Raw genomic sequence first — 26,091 nt, forward strand, 5'->3', positions numbered from 1 at the left:
GCTGGTGGAGCTTGGTCTGTAGGAGCCGTCCCATCAGCGTATCATCCACCGCCAGCCGCAGACTGAAGTCAGCCTTGGCCTTGCGTCAGCGCCTGGGATGCGGCGACATAATCAGCCTGGAACTGCTTGCTTTCCACCCAATCCAGGGCAGTCTGCTCATCGACGCCCGTGGTCAGGCGACGGTATTCGATCAAGGCGGTGATGATGAAGTCGGTCGCTTCTTCTTCACCTTCCTGTTCCAGCACGAGCGCCAGCAGTGGATGGCCCAGGAACGCTTCGCACATGGCTTTCTGACTGACCTTCTCGGCGAGGCTCATGATGCGGAACAGGTCAGACAGGTCCACGGTTTCCAGGTCGATGCGCTCGTCGTTCGGGTCCAGGAAGTCGTTCGGCGCAGCGGCACGCTGAATGCGATTCTTCTTGGCTTTCTCCTTGGCGCGCTGGCTGCGTTTTTGCTGTTTGTTCGCCGATGACATGGTCGGATTCCTGATGAATAAGGCCATCTATCCTACAGCTTCGACGCGAACGCTTCGAATCTCAATCCACCACGAACAGCGTCGCCCCTGATGGAGTGGAGGAGCGATGAGGCTCTGCCTGGTCGGCCACCTGGTAGCTCATGCCGGGCCTGAGCAGGAATTGCCGGCCGTCTTCGAGCTCGGTGTTCAGCTCGCCTTTGAGACAAAGCAGGATATGGCCCTTGGTGCACCAATGGTCGGCCAGGTAGCCGGCCGTATATTCCACCATCCGTACCCGAACGCTGCCGAAATGCTGCGTGCGCCAGTAAGCGGTTCCGGTAATGCCTTTGTGTTCGGTGGGTTCGATGGTGGACCAGTCGGTGGTGCCGAAGGGGATGCCGGTGATATCCATGTCGACTCGCATGCAGGAGGAGGGGAGCGGACGAATGTAGCTGAGTCGACAGGATGCAGGAAGGAAATCCCGGACAATAAAAAACCCCGATCAATTTCTTGATCGGGGTTTTCGGTATTTGGTGCCCAGAGACGGAATCGAACCGCCGACACGGGGATTTTCAATCCCCTGCTCTACCGACTGAGCTATCTGGGCAACGGGGCGCATTAAACGGGTTTTTCAGGGGGGCGTCAAGCAAGTTATCAAAAAATATTTAACTATTACCGTCGCTTACGATTCGCCCCCGCTCCGGGCAGCTTATTCGGAGGGCGGCACGTAGCCCTCGGCCTTGGCGTATTCTTCGCCGGAAAAGAACTTGTCCATCTCCCCTTGAAGATATTTGCGATCTTCGGCATTCATCATGTTCAGGCGTTTTTCGTTGATCAGCAGCGTCTGGTGTTTTTGCCAGTCGCCCCAGGCCTTGGCTGATACGTTGTCGTAGATGTCCTGGCCCTTGGCACCGGGAAACGGTGCGCGCTCCAGGCCTTCCAGCTGTTCTTTGTACTTGCGGCACATGATGGTGCGGGTCATTGCAACTCTCCTGCGTTCAATACAGCGGCCGCGCGTTCGAGCAATGTCTTGACCGGGGCGGCGAGGCCCAGGCGCGGCGGGGTGGCGAGGTTATACCAGAGCCAGTCGGCCTCGGCCACGTGATGGCCGGTTTCGCGGACCCGGACCAGCCAGGGTTCGATTGCCAACTGGAAGTGGCTGAAGGTGTGTACCAGGCTTGGCATTGCCTGTTGCTGACCCAGCTCCAGCGAATGTTGCAGGGCCAGGTGTTGCAGGTCGTCGAGGTCGTCGAGTTCCGGCAGGCTCCACAGACCGCCCCACAAACCGGTGGATGGGCGGCGGTAAAGCAAGATGGCGCCTTCGCGGTTAGCCAGCATCGGCATCAAGGTGCGTTTCTTGGGCACTTCCTTGCGCGGCTTGGGAATCGGATAGCGGGTTTCCAGGCCCAGCATGTGGGCTTCGCAGCCTTTTTCCAGCGGGCAGAGCAGGCAACTGGGTCTGCTGCGGGTACAGAGCGTGGCGCCCAGGTCCATCATCGCCTGGGTGTAGGCATTGACCCGATCCTGAGGGGTAAAGCGTTCGGCGGTGGCCCAGAGCTGTTTCGCAACCTTTGGCTCGCCTGGGTAGCCTTCCTGGGCAGTAAAGCGCGCCAGCACCCGCTTGACGTTTCCATCGAGAATCGGCGCCCGCAGGCCCATGCTGATGCTGGCAATCGCGCCAGCGGTGGATAGGCCGATTCCCGGCAGTTCGGTGAGCTTCTCCACCCCCCGGGGAAATTCGCCGCCATATTGCTCGACGACGATTTTCGCGGTTTTCTGCAGATTACGAGCGCGGGTGTAGTAGCCCAACCCGGTCCACAGGTGCAGCACTTCATCCTCCGGCGCGGCGGCAAGGGCCTGGACGGAAGGCAGGGCGGTCATGAACCGGTCGAAGTAATTGAGCACGGTGCTGACCTGGGTCTGCTGGAGCATGATCTCCGAGACCCATACCCGATACGGGGAGATGTCTTGCTGCCAGGGCAGGTCATGGCGCCCGTGGCGGTCGAACCAATCCAATACGGCGCTGGAAAACTGCTCGGATGTCATCGCTTGAACAGCCCCTTCAGCGCGTCTTTGAGCTCGGGGCTGACCTTGTCGCCGAGCTTCTCGTCGATCTTGTCGCCGAGGCGGTCGCCGGCCAGCTTCGCGGCAACCTTGCCCAGCCCGTCGTTGTCCAGGCGGCAGGCTTTCGCGCCCAGCTCCAGCGGGCCTCGGCAGCGTAACGGCCACTCGACATCGACATAACGCTCGTTGACCTGGCAGGCCGGGTCGGGCATGTCGCTCTTGTCGCCTTCAACGATGACGCCGACGCGGTAGTCCATGCCCAATACGCGCAGGTCGATGTCACCGTTGCCATTGACCGTCATGCCGGGGATGCGCACTTTCAAGTCCGGGTTGCTGGCCACGCCATTGTGGAAGGTAAGGTTGCCGTCGAGTTGCTGGAACGGTGTGTCCTTGCCGCGCGGTTCACCGCTGAGACTCTTGCGGTTCAGCGTGGCGATGCCTTTGCACAGCTGCTGTTCGAGGTTGGCATTGAGCAGCACGCCGTCATTGATGACGAACCCGGCATTGCCGTTCAGGCTGTCGATCAGGGCCTTCTGGCTGTTGCCGCTGGCGGTGACGGCGCTGTTGAGCGTCACCAGGCCTTTGACGGGCGGATTTTTGCCCTGGCTTTCGATGATCTTGTCGGCCGGCACCCGGTTGATGCGGGTTTGCAGGCTCAACTGCGGCGTGGGCTGGCGCACGTCCAGCGTGCCCTTGGCTTCGAAGTTGCCGTTATACAAATCGCCCCGCAGGTTTTCCAGCGTCAACAGGCCGCCGAGCCCGGTGGCCTTCAGCGCGGCATTCTGGATGGGCAGCTTGTCGAGGGTCAGCTGGCCGAAGCTCAGGTCGGCATCGACATCGAGCTTGCTCAGGCGCTCCACCGGGAACAATCGATCGTTGCTCCACGCGCCTTGGGTCGGGGCGCTTGGTAGCGGTGAGCTGCCGGCACCGGCCATGGCGCTGGCCTCGGTGTTGCTGACTTCGGCCTCGCGGGCAGCCTTGGCGCTGTTGGCTTCGGCGGACTTTGGCGGCAGGTAGCGATCAACATTGAAGGTGTCGGCCTTGAGCTGGGCACGCAGTGACTGCTTGGCGATATCTTCCACGGCGATGCGACCACTGAAATTGCTCTCATCGATTTTCAGGTTGATGTCGTTGAGCTCGACGCTGGTCGGTGTGGCTGCAATGCGGCTCGCCAGCTCGACCTTGCTCAGGCTGCCATCGGCCATCGCCGGCAGTTTCTGGCCGATGCTGTCGATGAAGCTGGCCAGGTCGAATGAAGCAATCGACACGCCGCCATTCAGCTGCGGCGTTTTGTCGAGATCGTTGACCTTCAGCTCGCCCAAGGCGCGAAGCTGGTTCAAGGAAAGCTTGATACCGGTCCATTCGGCAACGTTGGCTGCCTTGTCGAGGAACAGTTGCCCTTGCGCCGCAAAGCTCACGGTCTTGCCTTGCAACGGATCGCCGGTGGCTTCACCGGACAGCTTCAGGTCTTCGAATTTGTAGCGTTGCAGTGCGCGTTCGAAGCGCAGCTCGCCAGTCACCTCGGTGCGCACCCGAACAGCCGGTTGGTTGCTGGACAGGAAAGCCGTGAGGGTAACCGGGATATTGGTGGAATCGTGGATCGGGCCGGTGCTCAACTGGATGCTTTCAGCGGTAAACAGCTTGCCGGTCTGCTCGTCGCTGTATTCGACCCGGGCGTTGTTCACGGTCAGGCTGTCGATGTCCAGGCGAGTGGGTTGGGCCGGTTTCTCTGTCGGAGCGTTGGCCGGCGGGGCTGGCTGTTCGGTTGGCGCCGGCGCCTTCGTAGCGGTCGTGGAGGCGGGCGCCTTGCCGATGTCTTCCCAGTTGCCATGACCGTTCTTGTCGCGGTTGAGCCGCAGGTTCAGGCCTTCGACCCGTACGTCACTCATTTGCACTTCACGGCGCAACAGCGGCATCACCCGGACTGAAAGCCCAAGCATCTGCAAGTCGGCAAAGGGTTGGGTCGGATTGGCCAGGGTCGCAACGCTGGCTTCGTGCAATTCAAGACCCAGCCATGGAAACAGGCTCCAGCCGATATCGCCATTGAGGGTCAGCTCGATGTGGGCCTTGTCGCGGGCTATCTGGCGGATCTCTTCCTTATAGTCGTTGGGATCGAAGAGGTGGGTCAGGGCAAAGCCCAGGGCCACAATGATCAGCAACAGCCCGAGAAGTACCAGACCCAGGATTTTGCCGAACGCTTTCATGGGCGAATCCTTGTAGGTTGAGTTCAAATTTTACCGGAGAGTATAACGTCCCGGGTTGGTGGAGCGTTGGGTCATCGTTTTTCGATCCTCCACTGGTGGAACGGCAGGCGCGGTTCACCGTGGCGAGGGAGCTTGCTCCCGCTGGACTGCGAAGCAGTCCCAAACCAGGCGAATCAGGACGCCTGGCACACCGTGGAGACAGCTTTAGGGGGCGCTGCGCTCCCCAGCGGGAGCAAGCTCCCTCGCCACGGGATATGACCCGGTCACCGTCAGCTTTCATTCAGCGATATCTTCAGCTTTGCCGCCAAGGCCTGCACCTTCAGATGCCCGGCCGGTGCCTCGAGCCGAAGCCCGGCGTCTTCCTGTCGAGCCATCCGCCGTGCTTCGCTCACCAAGCGCTCAGCTACGCCACGGCGGCGGGTAACCTTTCTTACGCACAGGTGAGACAAGTACCAAGCGTCCTGGTGCCGTTGCAGGCGTGCGGCGCCGAGCAGTCGGTCGTTGAACCGTGCCGCAATCAGCGTACCTTCCGTCAGGCAACTGTTGATCAATTGCCCGGCATCGCTGAACGGCTCGAACAGCCAGGCCGGGGCGTCCTGGTAGATTTTCTGCAGGTCCTGATGATCCTGATGAGTGGCTTCATTCAGACGCTCGACAACGATGGGCATGAACATTCCTGAAAAATAAACGAATAACGCCCTACAGAAAGTGAGAAGAGGCGCGATAAGACGAATGACAGAAAAAAGGTGATAGCACTTTGGTTTTTCTGTCACGAGCAAATGGTAACCTTTGTCAGTTCGCCCGTCCTTCTGCGACGTGATGTCGCACCAAAATGGAGCTTTACCACAAAATACAGTCATGCCTGCGTGCAAATGAAGACTGAGGGTGATGCGTGGCTGGCGAACCTATTCCAATAACTGGGGGATACACAATGAGCACGAGCATTACGGCGGACGGCGTTGCCGACCAGCCTGCGTTCCTCTCCAAGGAACGCATTATCGCCAAGCCTGGCTTCAACCGCTGGCTGGTACCACCGGCCGCGCTGGCCATTCACCTGTGCATCGGCATGGCCTACGGCTTTTCGGTGTTCTGGTTGCCGCTGTCCAAGGCCATGGGCATCACCAAGCCGGTAGCCTGCGCGCCGGACATGAGCTTCATCTCGCAAGTCTTTTCGTCCCAATGTGACTGGCCGATCTCGATGCTCGGCTGGATCTACACCCTGTTCTTCATTTTCCTGGGTTGCTCGGCAGCCATCTGGGGCGGCTGGCTGGAACATGCCGGTCCGCGCAAGGCTGGCGTGGTATCGGCCCTGTGCTGGTGCGGTGGCCTGCTGATTTCGGCGCTGGGTATCTATACCCACCAGATCTGGCTGATGTGGGTCGGCTCCGGTGTCATCGGTGGTATCGGCCTGGGCCTGGGCTACATCTCCCCGGTCTCGACGCTGATCAAGTGGTTCCCGGATAAGCGCGGCATGGCGACCGGCATGGCGATCATGGGCTTCGGCGGTGGCGCGATGGTGGGTGCCCCGTTGGCTGCAGCGCTGATGAGCCATTTCGCTACGCCAACCGACGTGGGCGTATGGCAGAGCTTCCTGGTGATGGCCGCGATCTACTTCGTGTTCATGATCGGTGGCGCCCTGTCGTATCGCGTACCGCCAACCGGCTGGAAGCCTGAGGGCTGGAATCCTGCACCGAAAAAAGCCGCGAACGCGATGATCACCCATCGCCACGTTCACGTGAACGTTGCCTGGAAAACCCCGCAGTTCCGTCTGGTCTGGCTGGTGCTGTGCCTGAACGTATCCGCCGGTATCGGCATCCTGGGCATGGCTTCGCCACTGCTGCAGGAAGTGTTCGGCGGCAAATTGCTCGGCAACGACCTGCCGTTCGGTCAGCTGGACGCCGCGCAACTGGGCCAGATCGCTGCCATTGCAGCCGGTTTCACCGGTTTGCTGAGCCTGTTCAACATCGGTGGCCGGTTCTTCTGGGCCTCCTTCTCGGACTACCTGGGTCGCAAAAACACCTACTTCGTGTTCTTTGCCCTGGGCGTGGCCTTGTATGCCCTGATCCCGAGCCTGGGCCACCTGGGCAGCGTCGCGCTGTTCGTGGCGGCGTTCTGCATCATCCTGTCGATGTACGGCGGCGGTTTCGCCACCGTGCCGGCCTACCTGGCGGACCTGTTCGGTACGCAAATGGTCGGTGCGATCCACGGTCGCCTGTTGACCGCCTGGGCGGCAGCCGGTGTGCTGGGTCCGGTACTGGTGAACTACCTGCGTGAATATCAACTGAGCATCGGCGTTGAACGCGCCGCGGCCTATGACATCACCCTGTACATCCTCGCCGGCCTGCTGGTGCTGGGCTTCCTGTGCAACCTGATGGTTCGCCCGGTCGCCGACAAGTACTTCATGACCGACGCCGAACTGGCCGCAGAGCAAGCGCTGGGCCACGACAAGGGCGCCGACAGCACCACTTCGCTGGAATGGAAAGCCGCACCGGGCACCAAGCCCTTGGCGATCGCCGCCTGGCTGGTGGTGGGCATTCCGCTGGCGTGGGGTGTGTGGGTAACCCTGCAGAAGACGGCGGTGTTGTTCCGCTAAAACCGTTGCCCTGGCCAGCGGGTCAGGGCAATCCTTGTGGGAGCGAGCCTGCTCGCGAATGGGGCGTGTCAGTCGACAACAATGTCTTCTGACGCACCGCTTTCGCGAGCAGGCTCGCTCCCACATTTGTTTTTATGAGTCCTGGAAGACTTGTATGGACATGTCTAACGCCGCCGCATCGGTTTCAGCCCGTCAGCGGTGTCACCTCTTTTGTTTCTGTTTGCCGCTCGCGCCCCTATAATGGCTGCCTTTTTCGCCCAATGATTTTGCGGAGCTGGTGATGGCCGAACGTAAGGCGTCTGTCGAGCGCGACACTCTGGAAACCCAGATCAAAGCCTCGATCAACCTGGATGGCACCGGAAAGGCCCGGTTTGATATCGGCGTGCCTTTTCTTGAGCACATGCTCGACCAGATCGCCCGTCACGGGCTGATCGACCTGGACATCGTCAGCAAGGGCGACCTGCATATCGACGACCATCACACCGTCGAAGATGTCGGTATCACGCTGGGCCAGGCTTTCACCAAAGCCATCGGCGACAAGAAGGGCATCCGTCGCTACGGCCATGCCTACGTGCCGCTCGATGAAGCGCTGTCGCGCGTGGTCATCGATTTCTCCGGCCGCCCTGGCCTGCAGATGCATGTGCCGTACACCCGCGCCACCGTCGGCGGCTTCGACGTCGACCTGTTCCAGGAGTTCTTCCAGGGCTTCGTCAACCACGCCAACGTGACCCTGCACATCGACAACCTGCGTGGGCACAACACCCACCACCAGATCGAAACCGTGTTCAAGGCGTTCGGCCGCGCGCTGCGCATGGCTGTCGAGCTCGACGACCGCATGGCCGGCCAGATGCCTTCCACCAAAGGCGTCCTGTAATGCAGACGGTTGCGGTTATCGATTACGGCATGGGCAACCTGCACTCGGTGGCCAAGGCCCTCGAGCACGTAGGCGCCGGCAAGGTATTGATCACCAGCGATGCCGACGTGATTCGCGAAGCCGACCGGGTGGTGTTTCCCGGTGTCGGCGCGATTCGCGACTGCATGGCCGAGATTCGGCGCCTGGGCTTCGACAAGCTGGTGCACGAAGTCAGCCAGGATCGCCCGTTCCTCGGCATCTGCGTGGGCATGCAGGCTTTGCTCGATCGCAGTGAAGAGAACGACGGGGTCGATTGCATCTCGCTGTTCCCGGGCCAGGTCAAGTTCTTTGGCAAGGACCTGCATGAACACGGCGAGCACTTGAAAGTGCCGCACATGGGCTGGAACGAAGTGCGGCAAACGGTGGACCACCCGCTGTGGCACGATATTCCGGACCTCGCGCGTTTCTACTTCGTGCACAGCTATTACATCGCCGCCGGCAATGCCCGGCAGGTGGTGGGCAGCGGTCACTATGGTGTCGATTTCGCCGCGGCCCTGGCCGATGGCTCGCGCTTCGCCGTGCAGTTTCACCCGGAGAAGAGCCATACCCATGGCCTGCAACTGCTGCAGAACTTCGCGGCGTGGGACGGGCGCTGGTAATGGCCCGCAAGAAACCGCCGATCCTCACCCTCACGCCTGAGCAGGAAAGTGAGGCGAACCGCAAGATCCAGCGGTTCATGGAGGAGCGTTTCGAGCTGGACCTTGGCTCGTTCGAAGCGGCGGAAATTCTTGATCTGTTTACCCGCGAAATTGCTCCGCACTATTACAACAGGGCGATTTTCGATGTGCAGGCGCACCTTAAGGAAAGGTTCGAAAGCATCGAAAGCGACTTGTGGGCGCTCGAGAAAAACTGATTTTCGAGCCAAGCTGAATTTTCGTATTTGAAGGTTTGCCAGATGCTGATTATCCCCGCTATCGATCTCAAGGACGGCGCTTGTGTCCGTCTGCGCCAGGGCCGCATGGAAGACTCCACGGTGTTTTCCGACGACCCGGTGAGCATGGCCGCCAAGTGGGTGGAGGGCGGTTGCCGTCGCCTGCATCTGGTTGACCTGAACGGTGCCTTCGAAGGCCAGCCGGTCAACGGTGAAGTGGTCACCGCCATCGCCAAACGGTACCCGAACCTGCCGATCCAGATCGGTGGCGGCATTCGTTCGCTGGAGACCATCGAGCACTACGTCAAGGCCGGCGTGAGCTACGTGATCATCGGCACCAAGGCCGTCAAGGAACCCGAGTTCGTCGCCGAAGCCTGCCGTGCCTTCCCGGGAAAAGTCATCGTTGGCCTCGACGCCAAGGACGGTTTTGTCGCCACCGACGGCTGGGCTGAAGTGAGTACCGTGCAAGTGATCGACCTGGCCAAGCGTTTCGAAGCCGACGGCGTGTCCGCCATCGTCTACACCGACATTGCCAAGGACGGCATGATGCAGGGCTGTAACGTTCCGTTCACCGCTGCCCTGGCCGCAGCCACGAAGATCCCGGTGATCGCCTCCGGCGGCATCCACAACCTGGGCGACATCAAGGCACTGCTCGACGCCAGGGCGCCGGGCATCATCGGTGCGATCACTGGTCGCGCGATCTATGAAGGTACCCTGGACGTCGCCGAGGCCCAGGCCTTCTGCGATTCCTATAAAGGCTGAGGACTTATCATGGCGCTGGCCAAACGCATCATCCCTTGCCTGGACGTGGATAACGGCCGGGTGGTCAAGGGCGTCAAGTTCGAGAACATCCGTGACGCTGGCGACCCGGTGGAAATCGCCCGTCGTTATGACGAGCAGGGTGCGGACGAGATTACTTTCCTGGATATCACGGCCAGCGTCGACGGCCGCGATACCACGCTGCACACCGTCGAGCGCATGGCCAGCCAGGTGTTCATCCCGCTGACCGTGGGCGGTGGCGTGCGCAGCGTGCAGGACATCCGCAACCTGCTCAATGCCGGCGCGGACAAGGTATCCATCAACACCGCGGCGGTGTTCAACCCGGAATTTGTCGGCGAGGCGGCCGAGCATTTCGGCTCGCAGTGCATCGTCGTGGCGATCGACGCGAAGAAGGTCTCCGGCCCGGGCGAAACCCCGCGCTGGGAAATCTTCACCCATGGCGGGCGCAAGCCAACCGGGCTGGACGCCGTTGAATGGGCGAAGAAGATGGAAGGCCTGGGCGCCGGAGAAATCCTGCTGACCAGCATGGACCAGGACGGCATGAAGAACGGCTTCGATCTCGGCGTCACCCGTGCCATCAGCGATGCCTTGGGCATTCCGGTGATCGCTTCTGGCGGTGTTGGTAACCTGCAGCACTTGGCCGATGGCATTCTGGAAGGCCACGCCAGCGCGGTATTGGCGGCGAGCATTTTCCACTTTGGCGAATACACCGTGCCGGAAGCCAAGGCCTACATGGCCCAGCGCGGTATCTGCGTCAGATAAGCCGAGAGTCCGGCAGGCGAGCCGAGGGCGAATCAGGGCGAGTCCTGGATATCCTTGAGCGGGGTAGGGTTCAGGATGTCCATTCTTGGCTCGGATGCTTGTCTGGATATGTCATAGGCAATGGTGCAGAGCTTTCCAGGCAGATCCGAATTGTCCAGCCATGCGTCTATGTATTCGATGTTGCTGTAATCGGTTTTGTCTGAACAGTCAGTCGACTCTGTCGGGCCGAACTTGTAGGCGTAGGTTCGATGTGGCAGTTCATTCGCAGCTGTCGACAGTTGCACGCCTGCGGTGAAACTCAACTCAGGCTGAGCTGTTGGAGCGTTGTCGAGAATTTCGACCGGAAGGGACAACACGTTGTTGATGAGCCCCTCTGAGGGGCGTTGATCAGCGGAGTCGACACCCACGATGCAGAGGAAGTACATGCCCACCTGGTCGCCTATCCCGGTGTTTATGAAAGCGTCCTGCGCACTTGTTACTCCGCTGTAGTCTTGCGGCCTTTCGCAATCCATTGCGGTTCGAACGGTCTTATGACGATAGAACGGCGTGTTGATTGTGAAGTGGTAGTTCCAGGTCGGGATGTCTGGGCTGCCGTCGTCTTTCTTCCCGATCCTTACGTACCTTTGCGGGCTGTCCGCTGCGGCGCTGACGGAAAAGACCGGATACAGCGGGCAAGACGAATTCACGTCTTGAACGAGGAGGCCCTCTACAAAGCAGCGGCTGAGAAAATCCGTAGGATTCCCATAAACATCGTCCGGTATAGCTTTATAGCTGTCGCCAACTGGAGTGCAAGGAGCGTGCTGCTCGCAGGGGTGGGCTTGGATGGTCAGGTTGCCAGTGCCTATCACGCCGATGATCTTATTGGTACGGCGCTCCAGTAGCGGGCTGCCGGAGCCACCACCTTTCAAATCCTCGCAGCGGGTCATCAGCGTATTACGCCAGACCCAGCGGCCCTCCACGATCTCCTGGGCAGGTTGCAAGGTACAGGCAGCCAGCCGCAGCGTGTTCTGATCGTGGACTGGGGCGCCTACGATCAGGACATCCGTCCCGTCGACGGGGCGCTCGGTGGCCAAGCCCAATGGCTGTATCCCGTCCTTGAGCAAGGTTTGCAGGCTGACGTCCAGTTCAATGATTGCCATGTCTACGCCCTGGATGCTTCTCCACGCGATTTTTTTCATCGGGTAAGTCAGGTAGGGGGCGGTATCGGCGAAGTAGTTGAACTGCATGAGGCCGAGGATTGGCTTGTTGGTCACGATGTTTGCGTTGGTCAGCTCGGTGCAATGTCCCGAGGTCAACACGTAGGCGGGCGTGGGCATTGTCCCGGAAGGGTCATGGGTATCGAGAAGTGTCGCAGTACAATTCCCGTTCATCGTAGAGAAGCGTCCAATACCCTGCCAATGGTCATGTGATCCATCTTTGTTGTTCAGGATTTTTGAGTCGGCGAAGTTCTGAACCCCTTCGCCATAGTCTTTGCCATGTGCAACGCTCAGTGCGCCAGACAGGCAAAACAGACCGCCCAGTAACAAGTAGATCGTTTTCATTGAGTCATGCCTTTGATTAATTGGGGCCGGTCTTGACCGGCTTCGTTAATTAATCAGCCTCGGCGTGATGGAAGGTGGTAATTAATTACCTCCGCCAAGGTTGCGTTTGCGCGCATCCTGTTTGGTTAGGTGTTGATGTGAAACGACGGTAGACACGTCGGCGGGCCCAAGGCACTCTGGAATACGCCATGGACCCGGGTAATCAGATATGTTCAAACGCGCTCTAGTTGTTGTTACCAGTACTTTCCTGCTGTTCATGAGCGGGGCGCAGGCCGGGGACGGCCGCGATGCTGGCCTGGTATTGCTGACGGAGAACTTTCCGCCCTACAACATGGCGAAGAACGGCAAGAACTTCGCCCAGGACGAAAACATCCATGGCATTGCGGTGGACATCGTCCGCGAGATATTCAAACGCGCCGATATTTCCTACAGCCTGACGCTGCGTTTTCCCTGGGAACGAATCTACAAGCTTGCCTTGGAAAAACCTGGTTATGGGGTGTTTGTAACGGCTCGGCTGCCTGAGCGGGAAAAGCTCTTCAAATGGGTTGGCCCCATCGGCCCGGACGATTGGATCATGCTCGCCAAGGCCGACAGCAAGATTGCCCTCGACTCGTTGGAGCAGGCGCGTCAGTACAGGATTGGCGCCTACAAGGGCGATGCAATTGCCGAAACATTGGCCAAACAGGGGCTCAAACCCATTGTCGTGTTGCGCGATCAGGACAACGCCAGAAAACTCGTCAATGGCCAGATAGACCTATGGGCCACCGGCGACCCGGCAGGGCGTTATCTGGCGCGTCAGGAGGGGGTGAGCGATCTCAAGACCGTACTGCGATTCAACAGTGCCGAGCTCTACCTGGCCTTGAACAAGGACGTGCCGGACGAGGTGGTGAGCCGCCTGCAAAAGGCTCTGGATGAGCTGCGCAAGGAAGGCGAAGTGGACGCGATCATGGCGCGCTATCTCTGAGACGCCAAGCCTAACGATAAACCCCATCCTTCCCGTGCGCGGCCATCGCTCGGTTGCTGCGCAGGCTGATCATCGACTTGATGTCGATCCACTCGATGCCCTGGGCCTTGAGCTTGGGCAGTTCGCGCTCGAGCACGGCGAGGGTCTGCGGATAGGGATGGCCGATCATCACGGCCGAGCCCTGCCGCCGAGCCAGATCGATGGCGACCTGAAGCTGGCCGGCGATAGCCGCTTCGGTGCGCTCGTCATCAAGAAATACATCCCGCGACACGCTGGCGAGGCCGATCTTTTGTGCTTCGGCAGCGGCGACCGTCTGCGCGCTGGTGCGGCTATCGACGAAAAACTTGTGACGCTGTTGCAGATTCGCCATCAGCCATGCCATCGCCTGGGGTTGCGCGGTCATGCGGCTGCCCATGTGGTTGTTGATACCGCTGGTGTAGGGCACCGCGGCAAACGCGGCGTCCAGGCGCTTGCCCAATTCTTCGATGGATAATTCCGGATGCCAGGCGAACGGCCCGGTGGCCGGATCCATGGGCATGTGCAGCATGACGAGTTTGCCGGCGCGATGAGCCTCGCGGGCGATTTCGGCGGCGTGGGGCGTGTCGGGCATGATTGCCGCGGTGACCGGACCGGACAGGGCCAGGACACGGCGATCCCGGGGCAGATTCTGCCCCAGGTCATCGATGATCAGGCTCAGGTAAGCCTTCTGCGGCGGGGAAGCTGTGGCGGGAGCCGCGTTAACGGCTCCCGCCAGCAGGCACAACAGGACGAAAATGAAACGCTGGCCCATCTCAGCGGCCGGACGTGATGTTCAACCCTTTGAGCAGGCTCAACGCCTGGGCCAACTGATAGTCGTCATCCTGCGGCATCGGCTTGGCCTTGGCGCCGGAGCCGGTCGGTTTGTCCGCGCCGCCGTTGCCATTGCCCAAGTGACCTTGCAGGTCGGCTTCCTTGAAGTACTCGCTGTCCGCCTCGCTGGTGATCTTGGCCTTGCGCACCTCGATGTCCGGGACAATGCCCTGGGCCTGGATGGAACGGCCGTTGGGCGTGAAGTACAGCGCGGTGGTGATCTTCAGGGCGCGGTCGTTGTTCAGCGGCAACACGGTTTGCACCGAGCCCTTGCCGAAACTGGTGGTGCCCATGACAACGCCACGTTTCTGGTCTTGCAGAGCACCGGCGACGATCTCCGACGCCGATGCGCTGCCACCGTTGATAAGCACGACCAATGGCACGGCTTCGCTGAGGTCGTTGCCGGTGGCCGAGAAGCGCAGTTCGGAATTGGCGATGCGGCCCTTGGTGTAGACGATCAGGCCCTTGGTGATGAAATGATCCACCACTTCCACGGCCGATTGCAGAACGCCGCCGGGGTTGTTGCGCAAGTCCAGGACTAGGCCGTTGAGCTTCTTGCCGTTGTCCTTGCGCATCTTGGCCAGGGCCTTGGCGACTTCCTCGCCGGTCTTGACCTGGAACTGGGTGATGCGGATGTAGCCGTAGCCGGACTCCAGCAGTTGGCTCTTCACGCTCTTGACCTGGATGACCGCCCGGGTCAGCGTCACGTCGAATGGCGTACCGCCGTCGCGCACCAGGGTCAGGGTGATTTTTTCGCCGATCTTGCCGCGCATCTTGTCCACGGCTTCGGTCATGCTCTGGCCACGGGTCGGTTGGCCGTTGATCTTGACGATGAAGTCACCGGCCTGGATGCCAGCCTTGGAGGCGGGCGTATCGTCGATCGGCGAGACCACCTTGACGAAACCGTCTTCGCTGCCGACCTCGATGCCCAGGCCGCCGAATTCGCCGCTGGTGCTTTCCTGCAACTCGGCAAAATCCTCAGGGCCCAGGTAGGCCGAATGCGGGTCAAGGTTGCTGAGCATGCCTTTGATGGCGTTCTCCAGCAGCATCTTGTCGTCCACCGGTTCCACGTACGCGGCTTTGATCCGGTCCATGACTTCGGCAAAGGTGCGCAGTTCATCCAACGGCAGCGGGGCCTTGGTGGTGGCGGCCGTAGCGGCGGTCGACGCCGGCGCGGGTTGCGCGGCGAAAGCCAGGGGCGCGCCGATCACGAGGGCGATCGTCAGGGCCAGCGAGGTGAGGCGGGACAAATGCAGCATGTCGAACGAACTCCTGAGTTGGATGGGCGCGCTTATCCTTGCGCACGACACCATTGTGCCGGGTCACTGGGGCGACCCTGCTGGCGAATAGCAAAATACAGTGCTGGCGTGTCCTGCCCGCCACTGTTGCCGACCGTGGAGATGGACTCGCCGGCCTTGACCACATCACCCGCCGATTTGAGCAGCGTCTGGTTGTGGCCGTAAAGGCTCAGGTATCCGTTGCCGTGATCGAGGATCACCAGCAGGCCGGCACCGCGCAGCCAGTCGGCAAACACCACGCGCCCGCCATGTACAGCGTGCACCTGGCTACCGGCGGATGCGCTGATCATCACGCCGTCCCACTTGGTGCGGGTATCGTCGCCACGGGTTTCACCGAAGCGTGCAAGTAATCGACCATTGACCGGCCATGGAAGTTTGCCCCGGGCTGAAGCAAAAGCGCCGCCGAAGGTTTCGCCATCGCTGGAAACCACTGCGCCGGGGCTGGATTTAGCCGGCTTGCGCGGGGCTTCGCCGGCATCGGCGTCGGCCTGGGCTTCACGCAAACGCTTTTTTTCGGCTTCCTGCTGGGCGATCAGCGCTTTCTGCCGCGCTTCTTCCGCCTCCCGAGCCTGGCGAGCCAAGGTTTCTTCGATGGTTTTCAAGACATTTGCCAGTTCGGCCTGGTCCTGTTCGCGGGCCTTGAGCTTGCTGTCGCGAGCCTTAACGTCGTCATTGAGCTTGGCCAGGGCCACCTGGCGCTCCTTGCGAACCTTCTCGAGTTCTTCACGCTGGGTGTCGAGGCTGCTTTTCTGCACGAGCAACTGGGCTTGCTGCAGCTCGATGTCTTTCTCGACATTGGCCAGCTGGCGCAGGGTTTCATTGAAGCTCTTGAGCTGCTCCAGGCGGGCCTGGCTCAGGTAGTCGTAATAGGTGAGGGTGCGAGCGAATTTCTCGGGATTCTGCTGGTTGAGCAGCAGCTTGAGGTATTCCTGGCGACCGTTCTGGTAGGCCGCCCGAGCCTGGATGGCGATCAGCTTTTGCTGTTCAGTGCGCGCGCTCTGGAGTTTTTTTTTCTCTCCATCGAGGCGTTGCAACTCGGATTCGCTTTTCTTCAGCTCTTTCTGCAGGGCGTCGACCTGCTTCTCCAGCTTGCCCATCTCGGTTTCGGTGCCGCGCAGGTCTTTCTGCACGCTGGATTTTTCTTCCTGCAACTTGTTCAGCAGCTTCTTCAGCTCGGCGATGTCCTGGCGCGTGGCTTCCAACTGTTGTTGGGTTTGCGCGCGCTCGTCCGCGAAGGCCGGTTGGAGCAGGCAGGTCAGAGCAAGGGCTATCAGGACGCGGAGCATAGAGGCGGGTGGCACCAGGGAAAGGGACGGCCTAGTATGCCCGCCCCACGCTGCAAAAAAAACGCCCATTTGGGGCTGTGTGATAACTGGCCGAAAAAACACCAAGAACCAATGTGGGAGCGAGCCTGCTGTGGCGAGGGAGCTTGCTCCCGCTGGGCTGCGAAGCAGCCCCTCGACAATAGATCAAGCCAGAAGCCTCTGCGATGGCTGCGCCATCGAACGGGAGCAAGCTCCCTCGCCACACAAACAGTGCTCAATGCTGCGACGTCAGACCAGGATCGAAGTCCCGGTCATCTCCGCCGGCTGTTCCATGCCCAGCAGCATCAGCATGGTCGGTGCGACGTCGGCCAATACGCCGCCGTCGCGGACCTTGAAGTCACGCTTGCCGACATAAATGAATGGCACCGGCTCAGTGGTATGGGCCGTGTGGGCCTGGCCGGTGGACTCGTCGGACATCTGCTCGACGTTGCCGTGGTCGGCGGTGATCAGCGCTTCGCCGCCGACTTTTTCCAGCGCCTCGACGATGCGGCCGACGCAGGTGTCCAGGCATTCCACCGCCTTGACCGCTGCGTCGAACACGCCGCTGTGACCGACCATGTCACCGTTGGCGTAGTTGACCACGATCACGTCGTAACGCTGGTTCTCGATGGCGTCGACGATGCGGTCGGTCACTTCCGGCGCGCTCATTTCCGGTTGCAGATCGTAGGTGGCGACCTTCGGCGACGGGATCAGGATGCGCTCTTCGCCCGGGAAGGGCTCTTCGCGGCCGCCGGAGAAGAAGAACGTCACATGGGCGTACTTCTCGGTTTCCGCGATGCGCAGCTGGGTCTTGCCGTTTTTCGCCAGGTAGTCACCCAGCACGTTTTCCAGGCTGCCGGCAGCGAAGGCCGATGGCGCGGGAATGCTGGCGGCGTATTGGGTCAGCATCACGAAACCGGCCAGCTTCGGCTGGCGGGCGCGCTCGAATTCCTTGAAATCGTCTTCGACGAATACCCGAGTCAGTTCGCGGGCACGGTCGGCGCGGAAGTTCATGAACACCACGGCGTCGCCGTCTTCGACTTTTACCGGCTCGCCGAGGGTGGTGGCCTTGACGAACTCGTCGCTTTCACCACGTTCGTAGGCAGCTTGCAGGCCTTCTTGTGCGGTGGCGGCGTGGAATTCGGCATTGCCGTCGACGATCAGGTTGTAGGCCTGGGCGACGCGGTCCCAGCGGTTGTCACGGTCCATGGCGAAGTAACGGCCGATCAGGCTGGCGATCCGGCCCTTGCCGAGGGTCTTGAACGTGTCGTCCAGCAATTTGATCGACGATTCGGCGCTCTTCGGCGGCGTGTCACGGCCATCCAGGAAGGCGTGAAGGTAGATGTTTTCAGCGCCGCGCCTGGCGGCCAACTCGGCCATGGCGATCAGGTGGTCCTGATGGCTGTGCACGCCACCGTCGGACAGCAGGCCCATGAAGTGCACGGCCTTGCCGGCGGCCACGGCTTTATCCACGGCAGCGCAGATGGTCGGGTTTTCGAAAAACTCGCCGTCGCGGATCGATTTGGTCACGCGGGTGAAGTCCTGATACACCACGCGGCCGGCGCCGAGGTTCATGTGGCCGACTTCGGAGTTGCCCATCTGCCCGTCGGGCAGGCCGACGTCCATGCCGCTGCCGGAGATCAAGCCGTTCGGCACGGTGGCCCACAGGCGATCCAGCACAGGCTTCCTGGCCGCGTAGACGGCGTTGGATTCGTGGCTGTCACTGTGACCGAAGCCGTCCAGAATCATCAGGACCAAAGGTTTAGGCGTGGTAGTCATGGAATCCACTCGTGGCTGGTTAAAAGAAGACGATGGAAAAGGGACGGGCAGTTTAAAGGTAAGTTCCGGTGCCGTCACCGCCGGGCGGGGTTTGGCCGGCCTTGCGTGCTGTGTATACTGGCCGACATTTTAACGCCCTGGAACCTCCTTCGATGGTTGCTCACCTGATTGAATTTGCCACTAACCACTACATTCTCGTCGGTATCTTCGTCGTATTGCTGGCGTTGCTGGTTGCCCACACGATGCAGGGCGGCGGACGCAGCCTGAGTACCGGTGAGCTGACCGCGCTGGTCAACAAGGACGCCGGCGTAGTGGTCGACATCCGTCCGACCAAGGATTACGCCGCCGGTCACATCGTCGGCGCGCTGAACATTCCTCAGGACAAACTGATCGCTCGTGTGGCCGAACTGGAAAAACACAAGGCCAAGACGCTGATCCTGGTCGACGCCCAAGGCCAGCAGGCCGGTACCCTTGCCCGCGAACTGATGAAGTCCGGCTTCACCGCCGCCAAGCTGTCTGGTGGCGTTGCGAGCTGGAAAGCCGACAATCTGCCCCTGGTGAAGTGACATGCCCCACGTAGTTGTCTATTCCAGCGATTACTGCCCCTATTGCTCCCGAGCCAAGATGCTGCTCAAGAACAAGGGCGTAGCCTTCGAAGAGATCAAGGTCGACGGCAAGCCGCAACTGCGCGCCGAAATGACCCAGAAGGCCCGGCGTACCTCCGTGCCACAGATCTGGATCGGCGACACCCACGTGGGCGGTTGCGACGACCTGTTCGCCCTGGAGCGCGCCGGCGAGCTCGACGCGCTGCTGAAGGCCTGAATTCCCAATTAATAGAACCTGAAAGTAAGAAGGATCTGCGATGACTGACCAACAGAACACAGCTGCCACTGAAGAAGAAGCCGCACCGCAATTCTCCTTGCAGCGCATTTACGTTCGCGACCTGTCCTTCGAAGCCCCGAAAAGCCCGGCGATCTTTCGCCAGCAGTGGGAGCCGAGCGTGGCCCTGGACCTGAATACCCGCCAGAAAGCCCTGGAAGAAGATTTCCACGAAGTGGTGCTGACCCTGTCGGTGACCGTGAAGAATGGCGACGAAGTCGCGTTCATCGCCGAAGTCCAGCAGGCCGGTATCTTCCTGATCAAGAATCTCGATGCCGCTTCGATGAGCCACACCCTGGGCGCGTTCTGCCCGAACATTCTGTTCCCGTACGCTCGCGAAACACTGGACAGCCTGGTGACCCGTGGCTCGTTCCCGGCCCTGATGCTGGCCCCGGTGAACTTCGATGCCCTGTACGCGCAAGAGCTGCAGCGCATGCAACAGGAAGGCAGCGCGACGGTTCAGTAAGCGGCGCTGTCAGCCGAGTATCAAACCTGTGGGAGCGAGCCTGCTCGCGAAAGCGGTATATCAGTCAATCAAGTACCGACTGAGCTGACGCTTTCGCGAGCAGGCTCGCTCCCACATTTGTTATGCGGTGCTACTGAAAGCCGTTCTGCCGCCACGCCTCATAAACCGCCACCGCCACGGTGTTTGACAGGTTCAGGCTGCGGCAGCCTTCACGCATCGGCAAGCGCAAGCGTTGGTCTGCCGGCAGTGCGTCGAGCACTTCGGCCGGCAGGCCACGGCTTTCCGGGCCGAACAGGAATGCATCGCCGGCGACGAAGCTGGCGTCATGAAACGGCCGCGAGCCCTTGGTGGTGAAGGCGAACAGACGCGGATGCCCCAGGCTTTCCAGGCAACTGGCCAAGTCGGCGTGCCGCTGCAAGGTGGCATACTCGTGGTAGTCGAGGCCGGCGCGGCGCAGGCGCTTGTCGTCCATTTCGAAGCCCAGCGGTTCGATCAGGTGCAGGTGGCAGCCGCTGTTGGCGCACAGCCTGATGACGTTGCCGGTATTGGGTGGTATTTCCGGTTGAAAAAGGATGACGTGAAACATGCACGGCTCCGCAGATAAAGATGAGCGGCATTCTACGCCGCAAACCGATCGGCGTTCGAAGCTATTGCCTCGGGTGATGGGCTCTCTGGCGATCGTCGGCATGATGGTCGGGCTGATGATCGGCCGCCTGACAACGCCCGATCCGAGCGAGCTGCAACAGGTCGAGGTCACCCAGGGAGGGCTGGTGGCCTGGTTCAACAACGAACCGGAGCTCCATGGGGAAATCATCGACGGCACTGTGGCGCTGTTGTTTCAGGCGCAAGGTCGGCCGCAGAAAGGCCAGCTCAAGCTCAACGGCAAGGACGTGAACTGGCGGGTGCGGTTGAGTGACAAGGGGCTGTTGCTGACTTTGGTGGCGGCGCGTCCGTTGCGAGGGGAGTGGACCGGCAGCGAAGTCGATGACCGCTGGCGGCTGGAGATCCGTCTCCAGGAGCAATAAAAGAGGGAATCCCCGGCCTGCCTGTACCAAGGTCCCCAAAACGGGAGGGCTTGCCGTGAAGGCGCGGCCCGGATGTAAAGAAGGGAAACCTTGACCTGCCTGTATCAAGGCTCCCAAAACAGTGGGCTCGATGAGCCCGGTGTAAAAGAGGGGAATCCCCGGCCTGCCTGTACCAAGGTCCCCGAAACTGGGTAGTGATTGGGTTGTTGCAGGGGGCGTGCCAGTTTTAAATGGCTTGTCACAAAAAACTGCTGAAGATGCGAAAAAGCCCCGTATTCCGGGGCTTTTGCTTAGGTGTTGAGCGGTTTTTTGGAGCTGGGCGATCGGTTCTGGCTCGTCGTACATGAGCAATTGCGGTTCGCAGTGCATTGAAGCGGTGCACGAATCTTCAGAAGCTTCGCGAGCAGGCTCGCTCCCACATTGGATGGTATTGGCCTTTGTGGGAGCGAGCCTGCTCGCGATTGGATTTTGAATTCAGTGCTGGACCAAAGGCTGATCAGCCCTCATCCCCCTCATCATCATCCCCACCATCAACCTTCATCCCCAATTCCTTGATCTTGCGAGTCAAGGTATTGCGGCCCCAGCCCAGCAGCACGGCGGCGTCGCGGCGGCGGCCGGCGGTGTGTTTGAGGGCGGTTTCGATCATGATGCGCTCGAAGGCCGGGACGGCGCTGTCGAGCAGGCTCGATTGACCGCGGGCCAGGGCCTGGTCGGCCCATTGGCGCAAGGCCTGTTCCCAGTTGGTCACCGGCGCCGAATCCTGTGGCAGGCTCAACAGTTCCGGTGGCAAGTCGCTGATATGCACTTCGCGACCCGACGCCATCACCGTGATCCAGCGGCAGGTGTTCTCCAGCTGGCGCACGTTGCCGGGCCACGGCAGGTTCTTGAGGTATTCCTCGGTCTCGCTCTTGAGCAGCTTGGGCTCCACCGCCAGCTCCTGTGCCGCACGGCCGAGGAAGTGCCGGGCCAGGGTCGGGATGTCCTCGCGACGGTCCGCCAGGCGCGGGATGTGTATGCGGATCACGTTCAGGCGATGGAACAGGTCTTCGCGGAACTTGCCGGCGTGGACCAGGGTTTCCAGGTTCTGGTGGGTCGCGGCGATGATCCGGACATCGACCTTGACCGGCGTATGCCCGCCGACTCGATAGAACTCGCCGTCGGCCAGTACCCGCAGCAGCCGGGTTTGGGTGTCAGCCGGCATGTCGCCGATTTCATCCAGGAACAACGTACCGCCATCGGCTTGTTCGAAGCGGCCCCGGCGCAGGTTGGCCGCGCCGGTGAACGCGCCCTTTTCATGGCCGAACAGCTCGGACTCCATCAGGTCCTTGGGAATCGCCGCCATGTTCAGCGCAATGAACGGCGACGCCGCACGCGGGCTGTGGCGGTGCAGGGCGTGGGCAACCAATTCCTTGCCGGTACCCGATTCACCGTTGATCAGCACGGTGATGTTGGAATGGCTCAGTCGACCGATGGCGCGAAACACTTCCTGCATCGCCGGCGCTTCGCCGATGATTTCCGGGGTGCGGGCCAGGGCCGGGACTTCCTCCAGGCCTTGTTGCTCCTGGGCGTGCTGGTTGGCGCGCTTGACCAGGGACACGGCTTCGTCGACGTCGAACGGCTTGGGCAGGTATTCGAACGCACCGCCCTGGTAAGACGCCACGGCGCTGTCCAGGTCGGAATGAGCGGTCATGATGATCACTGGCAGCCGCGGATGTTGCTCGCGAATCCGCGCCAGCAAGTCCAGGCCACTGGCGCCGGGCATGCGGATATCGGAAATGATGACGTCCGGCTGCTGACGGGCCAGGCGGCTCATCACCCCGTCGGCGCTGTCGAAGCTCTGGGTGGTCATGCCTTCCTGTTGCAAGGCTTTTTCCAGGACCCAGCGGATAGAACGGTCGTCATCGACGATCCACACGGTTTCACTACGGCTCATGTCGATGTGGCTCCTTGTTCCAGTGGCAGGAAGATCGAGAAAGTGGTGTGGCCGGGGTGGCTTTCACATTCGATCAAGCCCTGATGCTGACTGATGATGTTCTGGGTGATGGACAGGCCCAGCCCGGTACCGTCCGGGCGGCCGCTGACCATGGGGAAGAAGATGGTTTCCTGCAGTTCCGCAGGGATGCCCGGGCCGTTGTCGATGATTTCGATCTTGGTCACCAGGCGATGGCGCACATGACCGATGGTGAACTGGCGCATGGCGCGGGTGCGCAGGCTGATGCGACCCATGCGCAGCTCGTTCTGGCTGCTGATGGCCTGCATGGCGTTGCGCACGATGTTCAGCACCGCCTGGATCATCTGCTCGCGGTCGATCAGGACGTCGGGAATGCTCGGGTCGTAGTCGCGCACCAAGGTGATGCAACCCTGGCTCTCCGCCTCCACCAGGCTGCTGACGCGCTCCAGTACTTCGTGAACGTTGCACAGCGCCAGTGAGGGCAGCTTGTTCGAGCCAAGCATGCGATCCACCAGGTTTCGCAGGCGGTCGGCTTCTTCGATGATGACGTTGGTGTAGTCCTTGAGGCTTTCTTCCGGCAGTTCCCGGGCGAGCAACTGCGCCGCGCCACGAATGCCACCCAGCGGATTCTTGATCTCATGGGCCAGGCCGCGCACCAGCATCTTGCTGGTTTCCTGCTTGGACAATTGCGCCTCCTCCTTGGTGATGCGCAGCAGGCGATCACGGGGATGGACTTCCAGAAGCAGGAGGGTGGCATTGTTGTTGAGGATCGGCGTTACCGCGTAGTCGACCGTCAGGGTCTGGCCGGTCAGGGCGGTGAGCATCGCTTCGCGCTTGGTGAACGGGTGGGCCTGTTCGACGGCCTGGCGCAGGGAATTCAGCGCTTCGGCGGATTCGGTAAACAGTTCGCTGATGAACTGCCCATGGCTGCGCTGGCCGCTGACGGCCAGGAGCATCTCTGCCGCCGGGTTCATGTACTCCAGACGCAGTTCGGCGTCGAGCAGGATGGTCGCGGTGGTGAGATTGTCGAGCAGCAAACGGTGTAGTGCGTCGCTAATGGTCATCAGGACCTCTTTTAAAGCGTAGCGATCAAGGGCAAGCCCCCAAATCGCGCGCGCGATTCATGCGCTGATACCAGCAAAATGCAAAAACCAAACCAAGGCTCCGAAAAGAAGCGTTTCAGGCGTCAAATAGCCTTTTCTCGCCCGTCTGTGTGGCGTTCTGCCAGTTTTCGCGGGTAGTTTCGAACCAAAATGGGTTGGAATCTGGGTAGAGGTGCAGAGCTGTGCACTGACATGGTGCGCCATCCTGAATGGCATTAGAAGAAGGGCAGGATGCTGCTTTTTTCCTCTTCGGGCTTGTCCGCCAGGGGGCATTCGGGGCGTTGGCCGTAGTCGGCGATAGCACAGGGTTTGACGCGGCGCTTTTGCGCCAGGGACATGCGCTGCATGTGGAAGGGCTGGTTGGCGGTGCGCTCGACGATTCGCGCTTGCTCGTCGAGGATCTCCACTGCCAGGTGATGCGTGCCGCGATCAATGTTCTTCAGCGCAAACACTGGGCTGGGTCCCGGCTCGCCAGTGGGCTTGCCGTCCAGCAGCAGACGGTAGCGGTGACCTTTCTGCAAACCGGGCTCACTGGTGGCGGTGACGATCAGTTCCCCTGCGGTACTGCGTATCGTCGCATCTGGCTCGGGTATCAGCAGCCGGAGCATCTCATATCGGAACAAGGGCCCGGCGGGTGGCTTTTCGGCGGTCGTCGTCGGCGTAGTCCCGGAGGGCGTGGCCGGCATCCGGTTGCCGGGCGGTAGCGGCACTTTCTTCGCGTTGCCGGGACGTGGCTGGTCGGTGAAGACGCGATTGCCCTGGGCGTCGATGTAGGTGTAGACCTGCGCCAGGCTCGGTAGCGCCACCAGCAGCAGGCCGAGGGCGAGCAGCCAGCGGATCATGGAAGGTGAATCCGCTGGACAGTGAAGGTAACGGTTTCGCTTTGTTGCACGAGACGTTCCCCGTTGATGACCTGGACTGCCAGGCTGTGTTCGCCGCGGTCGATGTTCACCAGTTGCAGGCGCGGCACGTTACTCGGCTGCCCGTACGGCTGGCCGTCCAGCAATAGCCTGAACAGATGCGGGCCTTGCAGGCGCGGCTGCGCCCGGACGCCAACGGTGAAGGTACCGTTATTGGAGCGCAGGGCTTCCTCGGTGGGGATGTCGGTCAGTTCCAGGATGTCATAGGCGTTACGCTGCGCGTCGCTGCCTTGCGCGGCCGCAGGTGCTTCGCGGCTGGCCGGTGTCTGGGCCTCCACGCTGTTGAGCGGCGGCAATTCTACGGCCTGGGCGGGTACGCCGTCGGGCGGCTGATTGCTGTAGGCGGTGTTGCCGTCGGCGTCGGTGTATTTGTAGATCTGCGCGGTAGCAGGCAATGCCAACAGCGATAAGAGGATGATTGAGAAAACACGACCCATGGAAAATCGACCGAAAACGAAAGGTGATGGGTGCAGCATAGGCCAGCGTGGCTGGTTGGCCCAGTTGCTGTGTTGCACGTATTTCCTGTGGGAGCGGGCTTGCTCGCGAAGGCGGCGTGTCAGGCGCTGAGGTGTTGAATGTGCTGGCCTCTTCGCGAGCAGGCTCGCTCCCACAGGGGATCTGCTGTGAACACGAATCTTGTGGCGGCGCAGATCCCCTGTGGGAGCGAGCTTGCTCGCGATGGCGGTGTGTCAGGCAGTGAGGTGTTGGATAGGTTGGCCTCATCGCGAGCAGGCTCGCTCCCACAGGGGGGAGTTTTGGTGTGTCAGGATTTTGCGGACACGCACAGTCCGCCGGTTGCTCGGATCAAGGCAAGCCTGTGTATTGGGTGTTGTTTGTTGTGGTGGGTAGCGCGGGCCAGCCATTGCGGGCACTGCGGGTCGGTGCGGTAGGGGGCGAAGTCGGCCAGTTGCTGCAACAGACGTTTTTGCAGTCGATCGAGTTTGGGGCGGATCTCGCCCACCAGGTCCGGGCGTGGCAGGTCCGGGGCCTTGCCGTCGAGGGCCCAGTCGGACAGGTTGATGTATTGCACCAGTTTGTTGGCTTCAATCTGGGCGGCGAAAAACGCTTCCACGGTTTCACCGGTCAGTTTGTAGGCCGGCGCCTGGGCGACGGCGGCGGCAATGACTTCACGCTCGCGCTGGCGATCCTCCACCGGTTTGCCGCTGTCCCATTTGCTCAACGCCACCTGATCGGCGATGGTCAGGCGTTCGCCGATGGCGTTCAGCAGTGGAGTAAGGGCTTCGGGGGCGTTGCTCGCTTCGGCGTTGGTGGCCAGCAGTGCGGCGGACAGGGCAAGGCAGAGCTTGAGGCGCGGAGTCATGGGCAGTCTCGTCTTTATGGAGGAGCGACGAGGCATCATGCCTGTAACC

28 protein-coding genes and 1 tRNA gene are annotated in these 26,091 nt (G+C 60.9%); 11 read left to right on the top strand and 18 right to left on the bottom strand.

The features are described from left to right. Positions 1-68: 68 nt before the first annotated feature. The 7 genes from M1E16_RS01520 to panM form a co-directional block, all read right to left on the bottom strand. Complete coding sequence (locus M1E16_RS01520; protein WP_458129025.1) at positions 69-476, bottom strand: hypothetical protein; 408 nt, start codon at positions 474-476, stop codon at positions 69-71. 61 nt (positions 477-537) lie between these two features. Then, the gene (locus tag M1E16_RS01525; protein ID WP_458129026.1) at positions 538-867 is read right to left on the bottom strand and encodes a DHCW motif cupin fold protein; all 330 of its coding nucleotides are present in this window, start codon (positions 865-867) and stop codon (positions 538-540) included. Positions 868-986: 119 nt separating this feature from the next. Further along, positions 987-1,062: transfer RNA gene (locus M1E16_RS01530), tRNA-Phe, on the bottom strand. A 102-nt stretch (positions 1,063-1,164) separates the two neighbouring features. Then, positions 1,165-1,437, bottom strand: a complete 273-nt coding sequence (locus M1E16_RS01535) for an oxidative damage protection protein (protein WP_003186755.1) — start codon at positions 1,435-1,437, stop codon at positions 1,165-1,167. Beyond that, complete coding sequence (mutY, locus tag M1E16_RS01540) at positions 1,434-2,501, bottom strand: A/G-specific adenine glycosylase (protein WP_458129027.1); 1,068 nt, start codon at positions 2,499-2,501, stop codon at positions 1,434-1,436. The genes M1E16_RS01535 and mutY overlap by 4 nt, the downstream gene beginning before the upstream one ends. Then, complete coding sequence (locus M1E16_RS01545) at positions 2,498-4,723, bottom strand: AsmA family protein (RefSeq protein WP_458129028.1); 2,226 nt, start codon at positions 4,721-4,723, stop codon at positions 2,498-2,500. Before M1E16_RS01545 ends, mutY begins: the two co-directional genes overlap by 4 nt. A gap of 269 nt (positions 4,724-4,992) precedes the next feature. Beyond that, positions 4,993-5,391, bottom strand: coding sequence for an aspartate 1-decarboxylase autocleavage activator PanM (gene panM / locus M1E16_RS01550; protein WP_458129029.1), 399 nt, complete (start codon positions 5,389-5,391; stop codon positions 4,993-4,995). Positions 5,392-5,654: 263 nt separating this feature from the next. On the opposite strand from panM, the gene M1E16_RS01555 reads away from it, so the two are divergent. The 6 genes from M1E16_RS01555 to hisF all read left to right on the top strand — a co-directional run bounded on the left by M1E16_RS01555 (position 5,655) and on the right by hisF (position 10,642). Beyond that, a complete protein-coding gene (locus M1E16_RS01555) occupies positions 5,655-7,316 on the top strand; it encodes an OFA family MFS transporter (RefSeq protein WP_434626513.1) in 1,662 nt (553 codons plus the stop codon). A gap of 280 nt (positions 7,317-7,596) precedes the next feature. Continuing rightward, complete coding sequence (gene hisB, locus M1E16_RS01560; RefSeq protein ID WP_003186751.1) at positions 7,597-8,190, top strand: imidazoleglycerol-phosphate dehydratase HisB; 594 nt, start codon at positions 7,597-7,599, stop codon at positions 8,188-8,190. Then, a complete protein-coding gene (gene hisH / locus M1E16_RS01565; RefSeq protein ID WP_434626511.1) occupies positions 8,190-8,828 on the top strand; it encodes an imidazole glycerol phosphate synthase subunit HisH in 639 nt (212 codons plus the stop codon). Before hisB ends, hisH begins: the two co-directional genes overlap by 1 nt. After that, on the top strand, positions 8,828-9,082 hold the full coding sequence (locus M1E16_RS01570) for a DUF2164 domain-containing protein (RefSeq protein WP_030141479.1): 255 nt from the start codon (positions 8,828-8,830) through the stop codon (positions 9,080-9,082). The genes hisH and M1E16_RS01570 overlap by 1 nt, the downstream gene beginning before the upstream one ends. A gap of 42 nt (positions 9,083-9,124) precedes the next feature. Next, positions 9,125-9,862, top strand: coding sequence for a 1-(5-phosphoribosyl)-5-[(5-phosphoribosylamino)methylideneamino]imidazole-4-carboxamide isomerase (gene hisA, locus M1E16_RS01575; RefSeq protein ID WP_305497441.1), 738 nt, complete (start codon positions 9,125-9,127; stop codon positions 9,860-9,862). Positions 9,863-9,871: 9 nt separating this feature from the next. Next, a complete protein-coding gene (hisF, locus tag M1E16_RS01580; RefSeq protein WP_305497440.1) occupies positions 9,872-10,642 on the top strand; it encodes an imidazole glycerol phosphate synthase subunit HisF in 771 nt (256 codons plus the stop codon). Positions 10,643-10,674: 32 nt separating this feature from the next. Here the strand turns inward: hisF and M1E16_RS01585 are convergent, their stop codons facing one another. Next, complete coding sequence (locus tag M1E16_RS01585; RefSeq protein ID WP_458129030.1) at positions 10,675-12,183, bottom strand: trypsin-like serine peptidase; 1,509 nt, start codon at positions 12,181-12,183, stop codon at positions 10,675-10,677. Between the two features lie 208 nt (positions 12,184-12,391). Here M1E16_RS01585 and M1E16_RS01590 point away from each other — a divergent pair, with 208 nt between their 5' ends. Further along, a complete protein-coding gene (locus M1E16_RS01590; protein ID WP_434626509.1) occupies positions 12,392-13,147 on the top strand; it encodes a substrate-binding periplasmic protein in 756 nt (251 codons plus the stop codon). A 10-nt stretch (positions 13,148-13,157) separates the two neighbouring features. Here the strand turns inward: M1E16_RS01590 and M1E16_RS01595 are convergent, their stop codons facing one another. The 4 genes from M1E16_RS01595 to gpmI all read right to left on the bottom strand — a co-directional run bounded on the left by M1E16_RS01595 (position 13,158) and on the right by gpmI (position 18,377). Beyond that, positions 13,158-13,937, bottom strand: a complete 780-nt coding sequence (locus M1E16_RS01595) for a divergent polysaccharide deacetylase family protein (RefSeq protein ID WP_458129031.1) — start codon at positions 13,935-13,937, stop codon at positions 13,158-13,160. Position 13,938: 1 nt separating this feature from the next. Further along, positions 13,939-15,255: a S41 family peptidase gene (locus M1E16_RS01600; RefSeq protein WP_434602554.1), complete on the bottom strand. Its 1,317-nt coding sequence runs from the start codon at positions 15,253-15,255 to the stop codon at positions 13,939-13,941. A 32-nt stretch (positions 15,256-15,287) separates the two neighbouring features. Continuing rightward, positions 15,288-16,580 carry a murein hydrolase activator EnvC family protein gene (locus tag M1E16_RS01605; RefSeq protein ID WP_305497433.1) on the bottom strand — a complete coding sequence of 431 codons (1,293 nt, stop codon included), beginning with the start codon at positions 16,578-16,580 and terminating at the stop codon, positions 15,288-15,290. Between the two features lie 267 nt (positions 16,581-16,847). Continuing rightward, positions 16,848-18,377 carry a 2,3-bisphosphoglycerate-independent phosphoglycerate mutase gene (gpmI, locus tag M1E16_RS01610; protein WP_458129032.1) on the bottom strand — a complete coding sequence of 510 codons (1,530 nt, stop codon included), beginning with the start codon at positions 18,375-18,377 and terminating at the stop codon, positions 16,848-16,850. Positions 18,378-18,529: 152 nt separating this feature from the next. Here gpmI and M1E16_RS01615 point away from each other — a divergent pair, with 152 nt between their 5' ends. The 3 genes from M1E16_RS01615 to secB are packed head-to-tail and all read left to right on the top strand — an operon-like array spanning position 18,530 to position 19,722. Continuing rightward, positions 18,530-18,943 carry a rhodanese-like domain-containing protein gene (locus tag M1E16_RS01615; RefSeq protein WP_305497431.1) on the top strand — a complete coding sequence of 138 codons (414 nt, stop codon included), beginning with the start codon at positions 18,530-18,532 and terminating at the stop codon, positions 18,941-18,943. A gap of 1 nt (position 18,944) precedes the next feature. Further along, entirely contained in the window at positions 18,945-19,199 is a 255-nt protein-coding gene (gene grxC / locus M1E16_RS01620) for a glutaredoxin 3 (protein ID WP_434699297.1), read from the top strand. A gap of 40 nt (positions 19,200-19,239) precedes the next feature. Next, on the top strand, positions 19,240-19,722 hold the full coding sequence (secB, locus tag M1E16_RS01625; protein ID WP_458129033.1) for a protein-export chaperone SecB: 483 nt from the start codon (positions 19,240-19,242) through the stop codon (positions 19,720-19,722). Positions 19,723-19,852: 130 nt separating this feature from the next. Here secB and trmL read toward each other — a convergent pair whose 3' ends face one another. Beyond that, positions 19,853-20,308: a tRNA (uridine(34)/cytosine(34)/5-carboxymethylaminomethyluridine(34)-2'-O)-methyltransferase TrmL gene (gene trmL, locus M1E16_RS01630; RefSeq protein WP_092401422.1), complete on the bottom strand. Its 456-nt coding sequence runs from the start codon at positions 20,306-20,308 to the stop codon at positions 19,853-19,855. On the opposite strand from trmL, the gene M1E16_RS01635 reads away from it, so the two are divergent. Further along, entirely contained in the window at positions 20,307-20,747 is a 441-nt protein-coding gene (locus M1E16_RS01635) for a hypothetical protein (protein ID WP_434602557.1), read from the top strand. The genes trmL and M1E16_RS01635 overlap by 2 nt on opposite strands. A gap of 496 nt (positions 20,748-21,243) precedes the next feature. Here M1E16_RS01635 and ntrC read toward each other — a convergent pair whose 3' ends face one another. The 5 genes from ntrC to M1E16_RS01660 all read right to left on the bottom strand — a co-directional run bounded on the left by ntrC (position 21,244) and on the right by M1E16_RS01660 (position 26,042). Continuing rightward, positions 21,244-22,680 (bottom strand): nitrogen regulation protein NR(I), encoded by a 1,437-nt coding sequence (ntrC, locus tag M1E16_RS01640; RefSeq protein WP_186613250.1) that lies wholly within the window; start codon positions 22,678-22,680, stop codon positions 21,244-21,246. Continuing rightward, complete coding sequence (glnL, locus tag M1E16_RS01645; protein WP_434570233.1) at positions 22,677-23,762, bottom strand: nitrogen regulation protein NR(II); 1,086 nt, start codon at positions 23,760-23,762, stop codon at positions 22,677-22,679. Before glnL ends, ntrC begins: the two co-directional genes overlap by 4 nt. A 254-nt stretch (positions 23,763-24,016) precedes the next feature. Next, on the bottom strand, positions 24,017-24,643 hold the full coding sequence (locus M1E16_RS01650) for a DUF4124 domain-containing protein (RefSeq protein ID WP_458129034.1): 627 nt from the start codon (positions 24,641-24,643) through the stop codon (positions 24,017-24,019). After that, positions 24,640-25,158, bottom strand: coding sequence for a DUF4124 domain-containing protein (locus M1E16_RS01655; RefSeq protein ID WP_458129035.1), 519 nt, complete (start codon positions 25,156-25,158; stop codon positions 24,640-24,642). The genes M1E16_RS01650 and M1E16_RS01655 overlap by 4 nt, the downstream gene beginning before the upstream one ends. Before the next feature lie 326 nt (positions 25,159-25,484). Continuing rightward, positions 25,485-26,042 (bottom strand): chorismate mutase, encoded by a 558-nt coding sequence (locus M1E16_RS01660; protein WP_458129036.1) that lies wholly within the window; start codon positions 26,040-26,042, stop codon positions 25,485-25,487. Positions 26,043-26,091: the final 49 nt, after the last annotated feature.

This window comes from Pseudomonas sp. Z2-11, from assembly GCF_054161305.1.

Excerpts from the sequence above, each read along its gene's own strand:
- ntrC (WP_186613250.1), bottom strand. The coding sequence starts at position 22,680 with ATGAGCCGTAGTGAAACCGTGTGGATCGTCGATGACGACCGTTCTATC.
- hisF (WP_305497440.1), top strand. The coding sequence starts at position 9,872 with ATGGCGCTGGCCAAACGCATCATCCCTTGCCTGGACGTGGATAACGGC.
- hisB (WP_003186751.1), top strand. The coding sequence starts at position 7,597 with ATGGCCGAACGTAAGGCGTCTGTCGAGCGCGACACTCTGGAAACCCAG.
- panM (WP_458129029.1), bottom strand. The coding sequence starts at position 5,391 with ATGCCCATCGTTGTCGAGCGTCTGAATGAAGCCACTCATCAGGATCAT.
- hisH (WP_434626511.1), top strand. The coding sequence starts at position 8,190 with ATGCAGACGGTTGCGGTTATCGATTACGGCATGGGCAACCTGCACTCG.
- M1E16_RS01585 (WP_458129030.1), bottom strand. The coding sequence starts at position 12,183 with ATGAAAACGATCTACTTGTTACTGGGCGGTCTGTTTTGCCTGTCTGGC.
- M1E16_RS01555 (WP_434626513.1), top strand. The coding sequence starts at position 5,655 with ATGAGCACGAGCATTACGGCGGACGGCGTTGCCGACCAGCCTGCGTTC.
- M1E16_RS01545 (WP_458129028.1), bottom strand. The coding sequence starts at position 4,723 with ATGAAAGCGTTCGGCAAAATCCTGGGTCTGGTACTTCTCGGGCTGTTG.
- M1E16_RS01655 (WP_458129035.1), bottom strand. The coding sequence starts at position 25,158 with ATGGGTCGTGTTTTCTCAATCATCCTCTTATCGCTGTTGGCATTGCCT.
- M1E16_RS01590 (WP_434626509.1), top strand. The coding sequence starts at position 12,392 with ATGTTCAAACGCGCTCTAGTTGTTGTTACCAGTACTTTCCTGCTGTTC.
- M1E16_RS01535 (WP_003186755.1), bottom strand. The coding sequence starts at position 1,437 with ATGACCCGCACCATCATGTGCCGCAAGTACAAAGAACAGCTGGAAGGC.
- M1E16_RS01600 (WP_434602554.1), bottom strand. The coding sequence starts at position 15,255 with ATGCTGCATTTGTCCCGCCTCACCTCGCTGGCCCTGACGATCGCCCTC.
- mutY (WP_458129027.1), bottom strand. The coding sequence starts at position 2,501 with ATGACATCCGAGCAGTTTTCCAGCGCCGTATTGGATTGGTTCGACCGC.
- M1E16_RS01605 (WP_305497433.1), bottom strand. The coding sequence starts at position 16,580 with ATGCTCCGCGTCCTGATAGCCCTTGCTCTGACCTGCCTGCTCCAACCG.
- gpmI (WP_458129032.1), bottom strand. The coding sequence starts at position 18,377 with ATGACTACCACGCCTAAACCTTTGGTCCTGATGATTCTGGACGGCTTC.
- M1E16_RS01520 (WP_458129025.1), bottom strand. The coding sequence starts at position 476 with ATGTCATCGGCGAACAAACAGCAAAAACGCAGCCAGCGCGCCAAGGAG.
- M1E16_RS01615 (WP_305497431.1), top strand. The coding sequence starts at position 18,530 with ATGGTTGCTCACCTGATTGAATTTGCCACTAACCACTACATTCTCGTC.
- trmL (WP_092401422.1), bottom strand. The coding sequence starts at position 20,308 with ATGTTTCACGTCATCCTTTTTCAACCGGAAATACCACCCAATACCGGC.
- M1E16_RS01650 (WP_458129034.1), bottom strand. The coding sequence starts at position 24,643 with ATGATCCGCTGGCTGCTCGCCCTCGGCCTGCTGCTGGTGGCGCTACCG.
- M1E16_RS01635 (WP_434602557.1), top strand. The coding sequence starts at position 20,307 with ATGCACGGCTCCGCAGATAAAGATGAGCGGCATTCTACGCCGCAAACC.
- glnL (WP_434570233.1), bottom strand. The coding sequence starts at position 23,762 with ATGACCATTAGCGACGCACTACACCGTTTGCTGCTCGACAATCTCACC.
- grxC (WP_434699297.1), top strand. The coding sequence starts at position 18,945 with ATGCCCCACGTAGTTGTCTATTCCAGCGATTACTGCCCCTATTGCTCC.
- M1E16_RS01525 (WP_458129026.1), bottom strand. The coding sequence starts at position 867 with ATGGATATCACCGGCATCCCCTTCGGCACCACCGACTGGTCCACCATC.
- M1E16_RS01660 (WP_458129036.1), bottom strand. The coding sequence starts at position 26,042 with ATGACTCCGCGCCTCAAGCTCTGCCTTGCCCTGTCCGCCGCACTGCTG.
- M1E16_RS01595 (WP_458129031.1), bottom strand. The coding sequence starts at position 13,937 with ATGGGCCAGCGTTTCATTTTCGTCCTGTTGTGCCTGCTGGCGGGAGCC.
- secB (WP_458129033.1), top strand. The coding sequence starts at position 19,240 with ATGACTGACCAACAGAACACAGCTGCCACTGAAGAAGAAGCCGCACCG.
- hisA (WP_305497441.1), top strand. The coding sequence starts at position 9,125 with ATGCTGATTATCCCCGCTATCGATCTCAAGGACGGCGCTTGTGTCCGT.
- M1E16_RS01570 (WP_030141479.1), top strand. The coding sequence starts at position 8,828 with ATGGCCCGCAAGAAACCGCCGATCCTCACCCTCACGCCTGAGCAGGAA.